15 protein-coding genes and 1 pseudogene are annotated in these 14,821 nt (G+C 42.0%); 11 read left to right on the top strand and 5 right to left on the bottom strand.

What is annotated here, in order from left to right; translation table 11 throughout:
- The first annotated feature begins 213 nt into the window (after nucleotides 1-213).
- The 4 genes and pseudogenes from M313_RS23680 (at nucleotide 214) to M313_RS24640 (ending at nucleotide 3,486) form a co-directional block, all read left to right on the top strand.
- Nucleotides 214-1,514 (top strand): annotated as a pseudogene (locus M313_RS23680) (homoserine dehydrogenase).
- Nucleotides 1,514-2,569, top strand: a complete 1,056-nt coding sequence (thrC, locus tag M313_RS0114185; protein ID WP_029326524.1) for a threonine synthase — start codon at nucleotides 1,514-1,516, stop codon at nucleotides 2,567-2,569. Before M313_RS23680 ends, thrC begins: the two are co-directional and overlap by 1 nt.
- Nucleotides 2,566-3,015, top strand: coding sequence for a homoserine kinase (locus M313_RS24645; protein ID WP_010196577.1), 450 nt, complete (start codon nucleotides 2,566-2,568; stop codon nucleotides 3,013-3,015). The genes thrC and M313_RS24645 overlap by 4 nt, the downstream gene beginning before the upstream one ends.
- Before the next feature lie 24 nt (nucleotides 3,016-3,039).
- A complete protein-coding gene (locus M313_RS24640) occupies nucleotides 3,040-3,486 on the top strand; it encodes a homoserine kinase (RefSeq protein ID WP_010196575.1) in 447 nt (148 codons plus the stop codon).
- A gap of 57 nt (nucleotides 3,487-3,543) precedes the next feature.
- Here M313_RS24640 and M313_RS0114175 read toward each other — a convergent pair whose 3' ends face one another.
- Nucleotides 3,544-3,780 carry a NifU family protein gene (locus M313_RS0114175; RefSeq protein ID WP_010196573.1) on the bottom strand — a complete coding sequence of 79 codons (237 nt, stop codon included), beginning with the start codon at nucleotides 3,778-3,780 and terminating at the stop codon, nucleotides 3,544-3,546.
- 165 nt (nucleotides 3,781-3,945) lie between these two features.
- Here M313_RS0114175 and M313_RS0114170 point away from each other — a divergent pair, with 165 nt between their 5' ends.
- On the top strand, nucleotides 3,946-4,272 hold the full coding sequence (locus M313_RS0114170; protein ID WP_010196571.1) for a YuzD family protein: 327 nt from the start codon (nucleotides 3,946-3,948) through the stop codon (nucleotides 4,270-4,272).
- A gap of 40 nt (nucleotides 4,273-4,312) precedes the next feature.
- Here the strand turns inward: M313_RS0114170 and M313_RS0114165 are convergent, their stop codons facing one another.
- Nucleotides 4,313-5,380 (bottom strand): NAD(P)/FAD-dependent oxidoreductase, encoded by a 1,068-nt coding sequence (locus tag M313_RS0114165; protein WP_010196568.1) that lies wholly within the window; start codon nucleotides 5,378-5,380, stop codon nucleotides 4,313-4,315.
- Between the two features lie 352 nt (nucleotides 5,381-5,732).
- Between M313_RS0114165 and M313_RS0114160 the strand changes: the two genes are divergently transcribed.
- Nucleotides 5,733-5,969, top strand: coding sequence for a YuzB family protein (locus M313_RS0114160; RefSeq protein WP_010196565.1), 237 nt, complete (start codon nucleotides 5,733-5,735; stop codon nucleotides 5,967-5,969).
- 478 nt (nucleotides 5,970-6,447) lie between these two features.
- Here M313_RS0114160 and M313_RS0114155 read toward each other — a convergent pair whose 3' ends face one another.
- Entirely contained in the window at nucleotides 6,448-7,140 is a 693-nt protein-coding gene (locus tag M313_RS0114155; protein WP_010196560.1) for a DUF2225 domain-containing protein, read from the bottom strand.
- A gap of 302 nt (nucleotides 7,141-7,442) precedes the next feature.
- Between M313_RS0114155 and M313_RS0114150 the strand changes: the two genes are divergently transcribed.
- The 4 genes from M313_RS0114150 to M313_RS0114135 all read left to right on the top strand — a co-directional run bounded on the left by M313_RS0114150 (nucleotide 7,443) and on the right by M313_RS0114135 (nucleotide 11,476).
- Nucleotides 7,443-8,678 carry a NupC/NupG family nucleoside CNT transporter gene (locus M313_RS0114150; protein WP_010196558.1) on the top strand — a complete coding sequence of 412 codons (1,236 nt, stop codon included), beginning with the start codon at nucleotides 7,443-7,445 and terminating at the stop codon, nucleotides 8,676-8,678.
- 671 nt (nucleotides 8,679-9,349) lie between these two features.
- Nucleotides 9,350-10,204 (top strand): diaminopimelate epimerase, encoded by an 855-nt coding sequence (gene dapF, locus M313_RS0114145; RefSeq protein WP_010196557.1) that lies wholly within the window; start codon nucleotides 9,350-9,352, stop codon nucleotides 10,202-10,204.
- Nucleotides 10,205-10,318: 114 nt separating this feature from the next.
- Complete coding sequence (locus M313_RS0114140; protein ID WP_010196553.1) at nucleotides 10,319-10,681, top strand: HesB/IscA family protein; 363 nt, start codon at nucleotides 10,319-10,321, stop codon at nucleotides 10,679-10,681.
- Nucleotides 10,682-10,813: 132 nt separating this feature from the next.
- A complete protein-coding gene (locus tag M313_RS0114135) occupies nucleotides 10,814-11,476 on the top strand; it encodes a hypothetical protein (RefSeq protein ID WP_010196551.1) in 663 nt (220 codons plus the stop codon).
- A 51-nt stretch (nucleotides 11,477-11,527) separates the two neighbouring features.
- Here the strand turns inward: M313_RS0114135 and M313_RS23670 are convergent, their stop codons facing one another.
- Nucleotides 11,528-12,061, bottom strand: a complete 534-nt coding sequence (locus tag M313_RS23670) for a hypothetical protein (RefSeq protein ID WP_010196548.1) — start codon at nucleotides 12,059-12,061, stop codon at nucleotides 11,528-11,530.
- Between the two features lie 135 nt (nucleotides 12,062-12,196).
- Complete coding sequence (locus tag M313_RS0114125) at nucleotides 12,197-13,189, bottom strand: NAD(P)/FAD-dependent oxidoreductase (protein WP_010196546.1); 993 nt, start codon at nucleotides 13,187-13,189, stop codon at nucleotides 12,197-12,199.
- Between the two features lie 400 nt (nucleotides 13,190-13,589).
- On the opposite strand from M313_RS0114125, the gene M313_RS0114120 reads away from it, so the two are divergent.
- Nucleotides 13,590-14,816, top strand: coding sequence for an NAD(P)/FAD-dependent oxidoreductase (locus tag M313_RS0114120; RefSeq protein WP_029326523.1), 1,227 nt, complete (start codon nucleotides 13,590-13,592; stop codon nucleotides 14,814-14,816).
- Nucleotides 14,817-14,821: the final 5 nt, after the last annotated feature.

Below are 14,821 nucleotides of genomic sequence, written 5' to 3'. Positions count from 1 at the left end.
GCGCTTACACTGGAAAAAGTGCGAAAATCCCCCCTTGTCAAGCACGCTAAACCACATTATAATGTCCATTATATAAAAACAAATGTACACACAGAAAAGACAAAAAGAAAAAGGGGAAGAGATTTCTTTAGTGCTTTAGAGGAGTGAGGGTCAGACCCCTCTTTAATCCTTTAACGCATTGAGGGTCAGACCTCTTCAAGGGAGTGGAGCGCAGTGAAGGTGATTTCGGTTGGTTTGTTAGGGTTGGGTACGGTTGGTTGTGGTGTGGTGAAGATTGTGGAGGGGCATCAGGATAAGTTGATGCATCAGGTTGGTTGTCCGGTTCGGGTGAAGAAGGCGCTTGTGAAGGATTTGCATAAGGAGCGGTTGGTGGATTTGAATCCAGAGTTGTTGACTCTTCATGCCGAAGAGGTGCTTGATGATCCGGAGATTGATGTGGTCATTGAGGTAATGGGGGGAGTCGAAGAGACTCGTCATCACATTTTAAGGGCACTTCGAAATAAGAAACATGTTGTTACTGCAAATAAAGACCTGATGGCCGTATACGGATCAGAACTGTTAGCGGCGGCTGCTCAGAACAATTGCGACCTGTTTTATGAAGCGAGTGTGGCAGGAGGCATTCCGATCCTAAGAGGTTTGGTTGATGGGCTTGCATCAGACAGAATCACGAAAATGATGGGAATTGTAAATGGAACGACCAATTTCATCCTGAACAAAAATGAACAATGATGGTTCCTCCTATGAAGAAGTGCTGAAAGAAGCGCAGGCACTAGGATTTGCCGAAGCTGATCCAACTGCGGACGTGGAAGGAATTGATGCGGCAAGAAAAAATGGCCATTCTCTCCACACTAGGGTTTTCCATGAATATTGAACTCAAAGATGTCTCGGTGAAAGGAATCAGTTCAGTGTCAGAAGAGGACCTAGACTATAGCAAAAAACTTGGTTATACAATGAAACTGATTGGCATTGCCCATCGTGAAAAGGAAAAGGTCGAAGTCAGCGTTCAGCCGACACTTCTTCCGCAGTCTCACCCATTAGCAAGTGTGCAGAACGAATACAATGCGGTATATGTATATGGGGAAGCAGTAGGAGAAACGATGTTTTACGGACCAGGTGCAGGCAGCTTGCCTACAGCAACAGCGGTTGTGTCCGACCTAGTGGGAGTGATGAAAAACATGCGCCTTGGTGTGAATGGCAAAAGCATGGTTTCCCCTCAGTTCCAAAAGACACTCAAAGAAAAAGAAGAAATTCAGGCAAAGCATTTCCTCCGGGTACATGTACAGGATGAAGTAGGAGTACTCTCTCACATTACGAATCTATTTTCGCAAAAAGGAGTCAGTTTTGAAAAAATCCTGCAGCTGCCTTTAAAAGAAGAAGCGTTGGCAGAAGTGGTGGTAGTTACGCATCATGCCTCATTAGAGCGCTATGAGAATCTACTTCAAGAGCTGGCAGATATGCAATATGTGAAAGAGATCAAAAGCAGTTATCGGGTGGAAGGGGAAGTCGCGGTATGATGTGGAGAGGACTAGTCAAAGAATATAGCAGATACCTACCAGTCAGTGAACAAACACCAAACATTTCCCTCCAGGAAGGGCATACGCCATTGCTTTTCCTCGAGAACCTTTCTGAAAAGTTGGGAGTGGAGCTACATGTTAAGGTAGAGGGAGCCAACCCAACCGGCTCCTTCAAGGACAGAGGAATGGCTCTGGCAGTGGCGAAGGCAAAAGAAGAGGGAAGTACAACAGTTGTCTGTGCCTCTACAGGCAACACTTCAGCATCTGCGGCTGCCTATGCGGCAAGAGCTGGAATGAAGTGCATTGTCGTTATTCCCGACGGTAAAATCGCCCAAGGAAAGCTTGCACAGGCTGTCATGTATGGGGCAGAAATCTATTCCTTGAACGGAAATTTTGATGAGGCCTTGCAGATGGTCAAACAATTATCGGAAGAACTCCCTATCACGCTCGTAAACTCGCTTAATCCATACAGAATTGAAGGACAAAAGACGGCTGCATTTGAAGTGTGCGACCAACTCGGAAAAGCACCAGATGTCCTCGCTCTGCCTGTCGGAAATGCAGGGAACATCACAGCATATTGGCGCGGGTTTCAAGAATACCATCAAGAACGCGGAACTGGATTGCCCGAAATGCGTGGTTTTGAAGCGGAAGGAGCCGCTGCAATCGTACAGAACAGGATTATTCCTAACCCTGAAACAATCGCGACAGCCATTCGGATCGGAAACCCTGCTAGCTGGGAACATGCGGTCCGCGCGGCAGATGATTCCAAAGGGAAAATTGATTTTGTCACAGATGAGGAAATGCTGTATGCCTATAAACTACTTGCTCAAACAGAAGGAGTGTTTGCAGAACCTGCATCCAGCGCATCTGTTGCCGGGATTATCAAGCAACTGAAATCAGGCGAATTGGCAAAAGGTAAACAAGTGGTTGCAGTCCTAACAGGCAACGGATTAAAAGATCCAGTAACTGCCACTACTTATGCAAATGTAAACGTACAAAAAATCCCAAATGACTATTCACAGCTCTTAAAATCTTTTGAAGGAGTAACAGTATGAATGGGTACAGAGATGGATTCGTGATAAAAGTACCAGGCAGCTCTGCTAATCTCGGACCAGGGTTTGACTCCATCGGAATGGCGGTAAACAAATACGTCACCCTTTTTGTCAATCATGCAGACGAATGGAAATTTACAAGTGTCCCGCCTCTCTCCATAAAAAAGGAGGAAAACATCCTTTACACCGTCTGTCAGGAATTGCAGAAATTATGGAATGTAAAAGCTCCTCCAGCACATGTTCTGACCATGAGTGATATTCCGCTTGCAAGAGGCCTCGGGAGCAGTGCAGCCGCTATTGTCGGAGCAATTGAAATCATGAATGTACTATGTAAAAAAAATCTTAGCCCTGATGAAAAACTGCAACTTGCAGCAAGATTTGAGGGTCATGCTGACAACGTCGCGGCCTCCCTATATGGAGGGCTTGTCGTCTCTACCTATCAAAAATAAAAATGGGAGTATGTCAAACTTCCGGTGGAAGAGCTGGAAATGGTGGCGGTCATTCCGGAATTTGAAGCAAAAACGAAGGAATCAAGAGGTTTATTGCCAGACAGACTTTCATTTGGTGACGCGGTAACAGGTAGTAGCCATGCAAATGTCATGATCGGAGCATTTTTGCTGAAAAAATGGGATCTCGTCGGCAAAATGATGGAAAGTGATATTTTCCACGAGCCATATCGCCAAAAATTGTTTCCGGATTTTGTGGAATTAAAAGAGTGTGCAGGGAAAGCGGGAGCTTTTGGTGTAACAATCAGCGGGGCCGGCCCGACTGTCATCTGTTTTTGTGAAAAAGGAAAAGGTAGAAATGTCGTAAACACGCTTTCTTCGGAGTTTCCACAACATAAAGTGGAGCTTTTGCAAGTAAGTAAAGCAGGCAGCGAGGTGCATTCCAATCATTTATGCAAAGTTTCATCCATATAAAAAAACGGCAAGCAGACTACAAAGGGCTGCTTGCCGTTTTTATTTTTCAAAAGAATATTAGAATACTTGCTCTACTTCGATGATGCCTGGTACTTCTTCCAGTAATGCACGCTCAATACCAGCTTTCAACGTGATAGTGGAACTTGGGCAAGAACCGCATGCACCTAATAGACGCAACTTTACAATGCCGTCTTCCACATCTACTAATTCACAGTCCCCTCCGTCACGAAGAAGAAATGGACGTAATTTATCTAGTACTTCCTGAACTTGCGCATTGATTTCCGGGTTAGACATAGTTATCGCTCCTTTCCTTACATAATTCTATTATAAAGAAAACTGCTTAAAAAATCTATTGCTCTGCACTGGATCTTTTTAGGAAATCGAAATAAATATTATGAAAAAGTAAGCGTTTTACGTTAAAATGAAGAAAATGCTGAGAATGTAGGGGGATGTCGGCTTATGAAGAAAAAGGTAGAAATTTGTGTATATGGTGCAGAGGTGCTATGCCCTAGCTGTGTAAACCTTCCGTCGTCAAAAGAAACATACGAATGGTTAGAGGCAGCGGTAGCAAGAAAATATCCCAATCAGGAATTCGCCATCTCTTATATAGATATTTTCAAAACAGAAGAGTGTGACCGGGAGAAGAAAGATTTTGCCGCCAGAGTAGTAGAGGAAGATATGTTTTATCCGGTTGTGGTCATTGAAGGGGAGATTGTGGGAGAAGGCAATCCGAAATTGAAAACTATTTATTCCGCCATGGAAAAGTATGGATATGCCGCATCATAAAAAAATCCCAAAAAGTCATTGTGACTTTTTGGGATATCTTTTATCCATTATGGTATTTATACATCCAAAGAATACCGGATTTCAATAATCGTGCCACGCGGCCAGTTAACGGTCTTTCATTTACCAATCCAAATCCATGCTTTTTGCCAAGTGAGCCCAAGACTCCTTTTAGCTTAATTGCCGGGAATTCTTCAGGTGGGGTTTCACCGTTCCATCGTTTCAATAATACTTGGACAATCTGTTCTGCTTGTCCTTCTGCCAATTGTGCACTAGGTGCGTGAGGGAGGCTTGCACAATCCCCAACCACATAAACATTTTCATGTCCAGGTATGTTGTGCTGTTTTGTCAGGACCACGCGGCCTTGTCCATCTTTTTCTACATCTAATTCACGTACTACTTTGTTTGGCTGAATTCCGGCAGTCCAAACGATCACATCACAATGTACCGGTTCGTCGTGATTGTAAAGAGTATGTTCCTCTACACGAGTGATGTTAGAGCCGTTCACTACTTCCACCCCATGTGTTTCAAACCAGTTTTGTACGTATTTACTTAGTCTTTCAGGGAAGCTAGAAAGAATGATGCTACCGCGGTCGAATAGTTTAATGGTCAAGTCCGGTCGGCTTTCACGAAGTTCACTTGCAATCTCAACCCCGCTTAAACCACCACCGACAATAGCAACCACCTTATTAGCAGGTAGGTCGTTTAAAGCTTGGTAAGCCTTTCTGGACTTATTAATTGTCTGAATGCTATACGTGTATTCCTCTGCACCAGGAATATCATGGTATTTGTCCTCACAGCCAAGGCCGATAATTAAATCATCAAAGGTAAGAGTACTCTGATCTTCAAAGTGTACCACTTTGCCGTCCATATCAACTTTGGCAACTTCGCCGTATTTTACAGATAGTCTTTCGTGTTCTGGGAATGTGACACGCACATGATGGTCTGAAATCGTTCCCGCAGCCAACGCATAGAATTCCGTTTTCAAACTATGATATGGAGCTCTGTCTACCAATACAATTTCAGTGTCAGATGGTAATTGATTAGGAAGAAGTCGGTGTAAAATACGCATTCCGCCGTAGCCTGCGCCGAGCACAACAAGTTTTTTCATAGCAGCTAAACCCCTTTTTAAGCTAATAAAATCAAAAGTATAATAAATGAAGACCTTTTACAGGTAATTGTAAGAAGATGGATAAAACTAGTATTCTAGGAAAACTTTTATGTGAAAGAAAACACATATTGTACGACAATTGCGCTTTCATTTTGAAAATGTATAACACGTTTAAATAAAATAACATTAAAAGTATATCGAAATTACGACTAAATAACAACATTCTTTCGGAAAAATGTTGAGTGTAGTCGAATAATCAGCATGGTTATTTCAACACTATACAAGGAAACGTGATAATTGACGTTTTAAGGAAAAAAAGGTAGCATGGAAGGGCAATAGAGGGGTGAAATAAGTGAAGCCAATCATCGAATTTTGTATTAGCAATTTAGCCAGTGGTTCGCAAAAGGCGAGAGAAGTGTTGGAAAAGGATCCAAATCTGGATATTGTAGAGTACGGTTGCCTAGGTTATTGTGGCAAATGCTTTGACACACTTTTCGCCCTCGTCAACGGAGATGTAGTGGCGGGAGAGTCACCCGAACAACTGGTAGACAACATATATATTTATTTGGAAGAAAACCCGATGTTTTAACCAAAAAAGAGCATGGAACCCACTTCAGGGAACCATGCTCTTTTTATTTTAAAAGATTAGATGAGAAAGCATAAAATCCGGTTGATTTCCGTTCCAGCCGCTTCGCTTGCCTGCGGGCGGTCCGTGAGGCTCCTCAGGCTTCGCCTTACGGGGGCTCACCTGTCCCTTCCTCCCGCTGGCGTCTTCGGGCCTTCCACTCCTTCATTAACTAAGGTTTGGGAGAGTTAATCTAACTGAGGTAACTGAAAAAGCACTAACAATTCGTTCGCAATATACCCTAGCTGTGGATTGGAGCAAATGGCAAAGACTCCAGCGGGGGAGTAACGGTAGGTTGAGACCCCTGAAGCGTTGTGAGGAGGCTCAAGCACCGTCCCGCGGAAAGCGAAGCCATTTGCGGAAAGTAACAGCGGGGAATATCCAATAGCTAACGTTGTATGTTAAAAAGACAGGTAGGGTTTTGCCTCTTCTTTATATAAACCTAACTACTTATTCTCATTTTAGAGGATCTGCGTATCTCATACCAACGGTCCCGTGCTTTTGTGACAAGGCGTTGTTCTGTATCCTTTTTCTTGTGGCTGATGACCATTTGAAAATATTGAATGGCTTGCCGCTCTAAGTTCAAACGGCAATTAAGGTCACCAATTAAGTAAAGCAATTTTATTTCAGACATTCCTTTTCCTTCATAATCTCCTAGTGTATAGGAAAGTTCAAACTGCTCGGCAGCAAGTTTTAAGAATCGTTGTTCTTGTGTTTTGCTTTTTTGGATAGTGCGGTATATCCAGGCGAGACGAAGGTATAACCCTGCCATGACAATTGGGGTTTCTTTTTTGATTATACCGGAATAAATTCCTAGTTTATAAGCGTTTATGGCGGTGTCGACAGACCTTATCTGACCGTAATTTTTGTAGTTCCAATGCTTTTGTATTTTTGTTTGGATGGCTAGCTGTGCTTCTTCATTAAGCTTAGTACTAAATTCCTCCGTCACAGCATATCCACAATGCGGACAAACCGAAACGTAATAAAGGAGGGGGTTCATTTCTATCGATTGGTAGGTAGAGCAAAAATCAGAGTCATGTGTCAAAGGGCGAATAAAACGAGATTTAATTTTTAATGTGCTATATTCATGTTGGCAATTTTCGCATGAAATATTTCTGCTATAGTATGGATCCATCAATATCCCCCTTTCTCAACGATGTAATACAAAAGTACCATAAGGGTGAAAAACTCACAACTAAATAGTTACTAAATACCTATGAAAGTGGCTGTGTTTTTTTCCTTGTGTATACATTATTTTGTAATTGTTGGGTAATTTATTTAAGAACACTCAGTTAAGAGAACGATTTCTTAACAGATGTAACATATTGACAAAAAAAAGTTCTTTCAAACGCTTTCATTTCGTAGTAAAGTGGTACTGTGATAGTTAGATGTCTGACGACAAACAACTTGCAGAAAATTCTAATAGAGGTGAATATTATGAATAATATCCTTTGGGGTTTAATGGGGATCGCAGTGATTTTTGCAATCGCATTCCTGCTATCGGAAAACAAACGTAAGATCAAGGTTCGTACTATTTTAGGCGGTTTAGCGATTCAATTGTTATTCGCATTTATCGTATTGAAATGGGAGTTCGGAAGAAGCATGTTCCTTAAGCTTACTGAACTGGTTCAAAATATTATCAATTACGCGAATGAAGGAATCGGTTTCCTTTTCGGACCGGTATTAGGTAATCCTGGTGCTGAAGCTACCGGATTTGTATTCGCATTCCATGTATTAACGATTATCATTTTCTTCTCTGCATTAATTTCCGTTCTTTATTATCTTGGTATTATGCAAATTGTTATTCGTTTCTTAGGTGGCGGTCTTGCCAAACTTTTAGGGACAAGCAAGACAGAATCTTTATCTGCTTCCGCTAACATTTTCGTTGGTCAAACAGAAGCGCCATTAGTCATTCGTCCATATATCGCAGGAATGACTAAATCTGAGTTATTCGCGGTTATGACAGGTGGACTTGCATCTGTAGCAGGTTCTGTATTGTTCGGTTATGCTGCACTTGGAATTCCTCTAGAGTATCTATTGGCAGCAAGTTTCATGGCAGCGCCTGGTGGATTAATCATGGCAAAAATGCTTATTCCTGAAACAGAAGAGCCAAAAACAGATGCCAATGCTCAAATTGGTGAATCTGAAGAAGACAGAGCGACTAACGTTATTGATGCTGCTGCTCGCGGTGCATCTGACGGTTTAAAACTTGCACTTAACGTTGGTGCGATGTTACTAGCATTTATCGCTTTGATTGCACTAATCAATGGAATCTTAGGTGGAATTGGCGGTTGGTTCGGTTCCGATAACTTCTCACTTGATTTCGTTCTTGGTTATCTATTTGCACCACTTGCATTTGTAATCGGTATTCCTTGGAGTGAAGCAGTTGCTGCAGGTAACTTGATTGGTCAAAAACTTGTATTGAACGAGTTTGTTGCTTATTCCACTTTCTCTGCCCAACTGGATATGTTCAGCGACAAATCCATTGCGGTTATTTCTTTCGCACTTTGTGGATTTGCTAACCTTTCTTCCTTGGCAATCCTATTAGGTGGACTTGGTAACTTAGCTCCAAGCCGTCGTCCTGATATTGCACGTTTAGGATTCCGCGCAATAATTGCCGGTACCCTTTCAAACCTTTTAAGTGCTGCAATTGCAGGTATGTTCTTGTTCTAAAACGATAAATCCACTCGTCGGTGTCAGCTGGCGGGTGTTTTTTAATGTGATGAAGACCTCTGAGAACAGTTTTTTGATTGGGGAAGTCTTTATAAGCCGGATGAAGACTTCAGAGAACAGTTTTTCGCTGGAGTGATGTCTTCATAAGCGGAATGAAGACATGTGAGAGAAGATTTCCGGTGGAGAGATGTCCTCATAAGCGGAATGAAGACATGTGAGAGAAGATTTCCGGTGGAGAGATGTCCTCATAAGCGGAATGAAGATATGTGAGAGAAGATTTCCGGTGGAGAGATGTCCTCATAAGCCGAATGAAGACATGTGAGAGAAGATTTCCGGTCGAGAGATGTCTTCATAAGCGGAATGAAAACATGTGAGAGAAGATTTCCGGTGGAGAGATGTCTTCATAAGCCCGATGAAGACCTGATAGAGGAGATTTCCGAACGAGAGATGTCCTCATAAGCAAAATGAAGCCCTCCGAGAGCACTCCAACCTCCAAACATGCTAACATCAACAACACTTCATCCAAAACCAGAAAAACCCATGTTATCGGGCTTCCATAGAAGCAAGCGATACATGGGTTTTTCATATAAAACGGGGGATATTTCTATTGTGTTCAGACTTTTATGTATTTATACTTGAAGAAATAATTATTTTTGGAGGAATAGTAAAAAATGCGCTCCTTTCAATTCACCAAGATGCACGGACTCGGAAACAACTATATATATGTAAATATGTTTGAGGAAAAGTTAAAAGAAGAAGAGCTATCAAATCTTGCCGTTAAAGTGGCAAACATCCACACAGGAATAGGATCTGATGGAATGATTTTAATTTGCCCATCAGAGGTAGCTCCAGTAAAGATGCGTATCTTCAATAACGATGGATCAGAAGGGAAAAACTGCGGAAATGGTCTTCGTTGTGTGGCAAAATATGCTTACGAGCACGGTATCGTACAAAGAAAAACTTTTAAAATTGAAACACTCTCCGGACTAGTAGAAGCCGAAATGGAACTTGAAGCAGGAAAAGTTACCTCTGTAACAGTCGATATGGGAGAACCAAGGCTCTCTACAAAAGAAATCCCGATACTTGTGGAGGAAAAGGAGGCTCTAGTTGCGGAACCATTCACAGTGGATGGGGAAACTTACGAAATAACCACAGTGTCCATGGGTAATCCACACGTTATTTTTTATCTGGATGACATTAAAGATGCCCCTCTAACAACTCTTGGTCCTGTTGTGGAAAAAGACCCTCGTTTTCCTGAAGGCGTCAATGTTGAGTTTGTCGAGGTTGTCGCTGAAGATGAGTTGCACTTCCGTGTTTGGGAAAGAGGGTCTGGCATCACCCAGGCATGCGGTACCGGTGCATGTGCGGCAGTGGTTGCCTCTGTCCTTAACAACAAAACGGCCCGTAATAAAGAAACGGTCGTTCACCTGGCAGGGGGAGACCTCTTTATCACTTGGACGAAGGACGGATCGGTTAAAATGCGCGGTCCAGCAGAAGTAATCTGTACAGGATCTTTCTATTTTTAATCACAATAGCTTGTTCCTTTTGCATATACTATCAAAGCAGTAAGTTTGAGCAGACTTCCATTTCACGATATAATGAAGCTAACGGAAATGGAAATACATTGGGAGGTGTAACATATGAGTGATGTAATTACAATTACAGAAGCAGCAGCTTTTCAAATAAAAGATATGATGAAAGAACACGGCGATGAATCCGTCTTTTTACGTGTAGGTGTGAAAGGTGGAGGGTGTAGCGGTCTTTCTTACGGTATGGGTTTTGAAGAAGAAAAAGGCGAAAAGGACATCGAATTGGAACAGCACGGTATCAAGATTTTAATAGATGCTGAAAGCAAGCCAATTCTTCAAGATGTAAAAATCGATTTCAAACAGTCCATGATGGGCGGCGGATTTACGATTGATAATCCAAACGCCATCGCTAACTGCGGGTGTGGTTCTTCCTTCCGTACAGCGACGGAAGCAGGAAAGCCGGAAGAATGCTAAATAATAGTCAAAAACTTGGGTAGCCTGTCAGGTTATCCAAGTTTTTTTATTTCATTTATTTTCCAAAAATATGAAACCAACTGCCACTCTAAACCGTCTATATAGTTAGGTGAAAGAGAAGGAGTGGTCGCAGTGAAAGGTAAAAGGAGCATGACAATTATTCTTTTGTCGGCGCTAGGATTTGCAAGTATCGGGGCTTCCTGTCAGGGAGTTGACACACAGGCAAGTGAATCATATCAATTTCATTCAAAAAAAACTTCCAATCAATATGTACGCATGGCAATACCATCTAATACATTTTCCATAGATGAAGCAGAAGAAGCTAGTACTAAGCCAATAGAAACCCCAACAGAAGATCCACCTAAAAATTCCCCTGCACCAGAAACAGTAACAGTTGATCACAAAGAAGATGACGTTGAAGAACCGACTGAAACAGTCACTTTAGGAGACTATACCTATCACAAAATAAATGATGAAAAGTTTACAAGCCATATAGCCATCGCAGAAAAGCATGGCGCCAATCTATACGGAATTCCATATTCCGACGGATTTATGATCTACCATGAGACAGAAGGCATTTTACTTTCTATGAGTACAGGGGTAGCAGTGGCAGACCCTGTTCATGCAGAGGTCTTAATCGATTATTTTTCCACCGACGATTGGGCGGAGTATACCGGGATCGTGGAAGGCATTCAACACGTTCTGGAAACTGGGGAAGAGGTTAATGTAGACCTTGGGGACTATGTAGGATATTTCATTAGCCTCGATAATGGTAGGATTGTTGTCTCCTACTAATCATTTATAAAAAAGCACCTTTCAAAAGAGAGGTGCTTTTTCCATACTCATTTATTTTGTGCTTTTCCAGCGGTAGAAGAAGCATGCACCTAGCACCAGTGCCACTCCTAGCGTTCCTACAACTGCATTTTGTGTGGAGAAGTTAGCGAATGGCTTTGCATCATCTGTGGGGACCGTACCTTCCCCAAGTTCCTTCAAGTCGGACTGTGCCTGCGTAAGCTCCGCTGTTCTGGAACAAAGGTATGTTGTGTATTCTCCATCCTCCAAATGAGCATAGACCAAGTAATCTTTGTCTTTTTCAAAATTAACCCCACATGCCGCGGAGTCCATGGCGGTGTAGACAACTACTTCCTTTGTCTTCACATCTTTCCATGTTTCAGATACGCTTAATTTTACTATTGTTGTACTGTTGTATTTTTCTTCAACCTCAAGTACTTTTCCTGTGAATACGGCATCCATTTTTGACAGTTCCTCTTGCGGTGTACCCGGCGGTAAACAGGAGCATGCATAGCCTGTGGATGAGAAGAACGGTAAGGATAGGATAGAGAGGAGAAAAGATAGGACAACAACTTTGAAGAGTTTCATTTAGCTGATCACCTCATTAGGTTTGTTAATAAGTTAGACGGCGAGTGAAAGAGGAAGGTTACAGGGTAAATGTCTCCAACACAAAAAAAACCAACCCCTGTTTCCACAAGGGTTGGCTGCACCTTCATAGCCGGCTTAGAATAAACTAGTACTATGAAGCGGTTGTACTTTTGCTTTTGGATCGATATAGGATTTGGCGTTGTTTACAGCAGTTGGTGCCTCGCCAAAGCCGCAAGCGATTAGTTTCACTTTTCCTTCGTAGGTGCAAATATCACCGGCAGCATAAATTCCGGAGATGTTCGTTTCCATTTTGGAATTGACCACGATGGAATTCTTTTCGATTTCAAGTCCCCAATCCTTGATAGGACCAAGGGAGGAAACAAATCCATAGTTTACAATTACATCATCAACATCCAACACTTCACGGTCTTCGGATTTTACTTTTTCGAGGACAACCTGATTGATTGCGTTCTCGTCACCAATCAGTTCTGCCGGTACGTATGGCGTTTTAATTTTCACTTTGGAATTCATTAATGTTTCTACACTGTGCTCGTGTGCACGGAATTTATCTCGACGGTGAACCAGTGTTACTTTCTCAGCAATTGGTTCAAGCATTAACGCCCAGTCAACAGCGGAATCCCCGCCGCCGAATACAACGACTTTTTTGCCAGCAAATTTATTCATATCGTCCACAAAATAGTGGATGTTCTTGTTCTCATATTCCTTAGCGTTCTCAAGCTCAAGACGGCGTGGTTGAAATGCTCCATTACCGGCTGTGATGATAACTGCTTTGGAATAGTGCGTTTCTTTATCTGTAACAATTTTAAAGGTGCCATCGCCCATTTTTTCAAGCGTTTGTACGGATTGCTCAAGTGCAACCGTTGGCTCAAACTTGGCCATCTGTTCTTTTAGGTTGTTGATCAATTCTTGTGCACGGATCTTTGGGAACCCGGCAATATCATATATGTACTTTTCGGGGTATAACGCGGATAACTGTCCACCCAATTGTGGAAGACTTTCAATGATTTTGACGCTAGCTTGCCTCATACCTCCGTAGAAAGCAGTGAATAAGCCAGTAGGCCCTCCACCGATGATGGTGATGTCAAATACTTTTTGTTCTTCGCTCATCTTAATCTATCCCCCTAAACAATTGTTAACTTTCTTTCTTTATCATAGCATAATTTTCTCACAATTTCTGTTTTCAACCTAGGAAAAAGGGGAACATATACTGAAAACAGATAGAAATTCAGGTATTTTTATGCGAAATTACTTGTTTTTTCCGAATATTTTAAAGGTTTTCAAACTACGATTTTGTCTTGAAAAAAAGACGAAAAAAGAATATGATGTTAGGTAGGTTAAGTTTCTTTGTGACAAATTTCGCACTTTTTTGCCGTCCATATTCGTGAAGTATTTCACAATCATTTATTTCTAATAAATTTTATCTTAATAGTGGATAGTAAGAATAGGTACAGTGGGATTTGTTCCATGTCTTCATATTTATTTTATAAAAAATTTCAATATAAAAGGTGTGATTCATTTGAAAAAGCCAAGTATAGTTATTCTAGGTGCAGGTTACGGTGGACTTGTAACGGCTGTTCGTCTTCAAAAAATGATCGGTGTCAATGAAGCCGATATTACGTTAGTAAACAAAAACGATTACCATTACGAGTCTACATGGTTACACGAAGCATCAGCAGGAACATTGCCAGCTGATCGCACTCGTTACAAAATTTCTGATGTTATTGATCGCAGCAAGATTCATTTCTTACACGATACAGTAACAGGCATCAACCGTGAAGCGAAAACTGTTGCATTGACTAAAGGCGGAGAAATCGCTTATGACTACCTTGTAGTTGGTCTTGGTTATGAAGCAGAGACTTTTGGAATTAAAGGCTTGAAAGAGCATGCGTTCACGATCGCAAACTTAAATGTTGCGCGTAAGATCCGTGAGCATATCGAATATCAATTTGCTACTTACAACACTGAAGCACACCGTCGCGACGATCGTTTAACAATCGTAGTCGGTGGAGCTGGATTTACTGGTATCGAGTTCCTTGGAGAACTTGTTAACCGTGTTCCTGAACTTTGCCAAGAGTTTGATATTCCAAAAGAAAAAGTACGCATCGTGTGTGTAGAAGCAGCACCGACTGTACTTCCTGGATTTGATCCGGAACTAGTGGAATACGCTGTTAATACGCTTGAGCGTAAAGGCGTAGAGTTCAAAATTGGCACAGCGATCAAGGAAGCGACTGAAGAAGGAATCATCGTTGCAAAAGACGAAGAAGTGGAAGAAATCAAAGCTGGCACAGTTGTTTGGGCTGCTGGTGTACGTGGAAACCACTTGGTGGAAGATTCCGGATTCGAAAACATGCGTGGCCGTGTGAAAGTAGATCCTTACTTGCGTGCTCCTGGACATGAAGATGTATTCATCGTTGGGGATTGCTCTCTTATCATCAACGAAGAAATCAACCGTCCATACCCTCCAACTGCACAAATTGCAATGCAGCAAGGGGAAGTTTGTGCGAAGAACTTGGCAGTATTGGTTCGTGGCCAAGGTGAACTGCAAACATTCACTCCAGACTTAAAAGGAACGGTATGCTCTCTAGGTGAAGACGATGCAATCGGCGTAGTATTCGGTCGCAAAATCTGGGGATCTAAAGCATCCTTCATGAAGAAAATGGTCGATAATCGTGCTCTTTACATGATCGGTGGAGCTGGACTAGTAATGAAAAAAGGTAAATTCAACGTATTATAAGATAT

Origin of the sequence: Bacillus sp. m3-13, assembly GCF_000175075.1 — a bacterium.
Taxonomy (GTDB): Bacteria; Bacillota; Bacilli; order Bacillales; family Bacillaceae_I; genus Sutcliffiella_A; species Sutcliffiella_A horikoshii_C.
The sequence above is the reverse complement of the archived record's forward strand: the minus strand, read 5'-3'. Positions and strand labels throughout refer to the sequence as shown.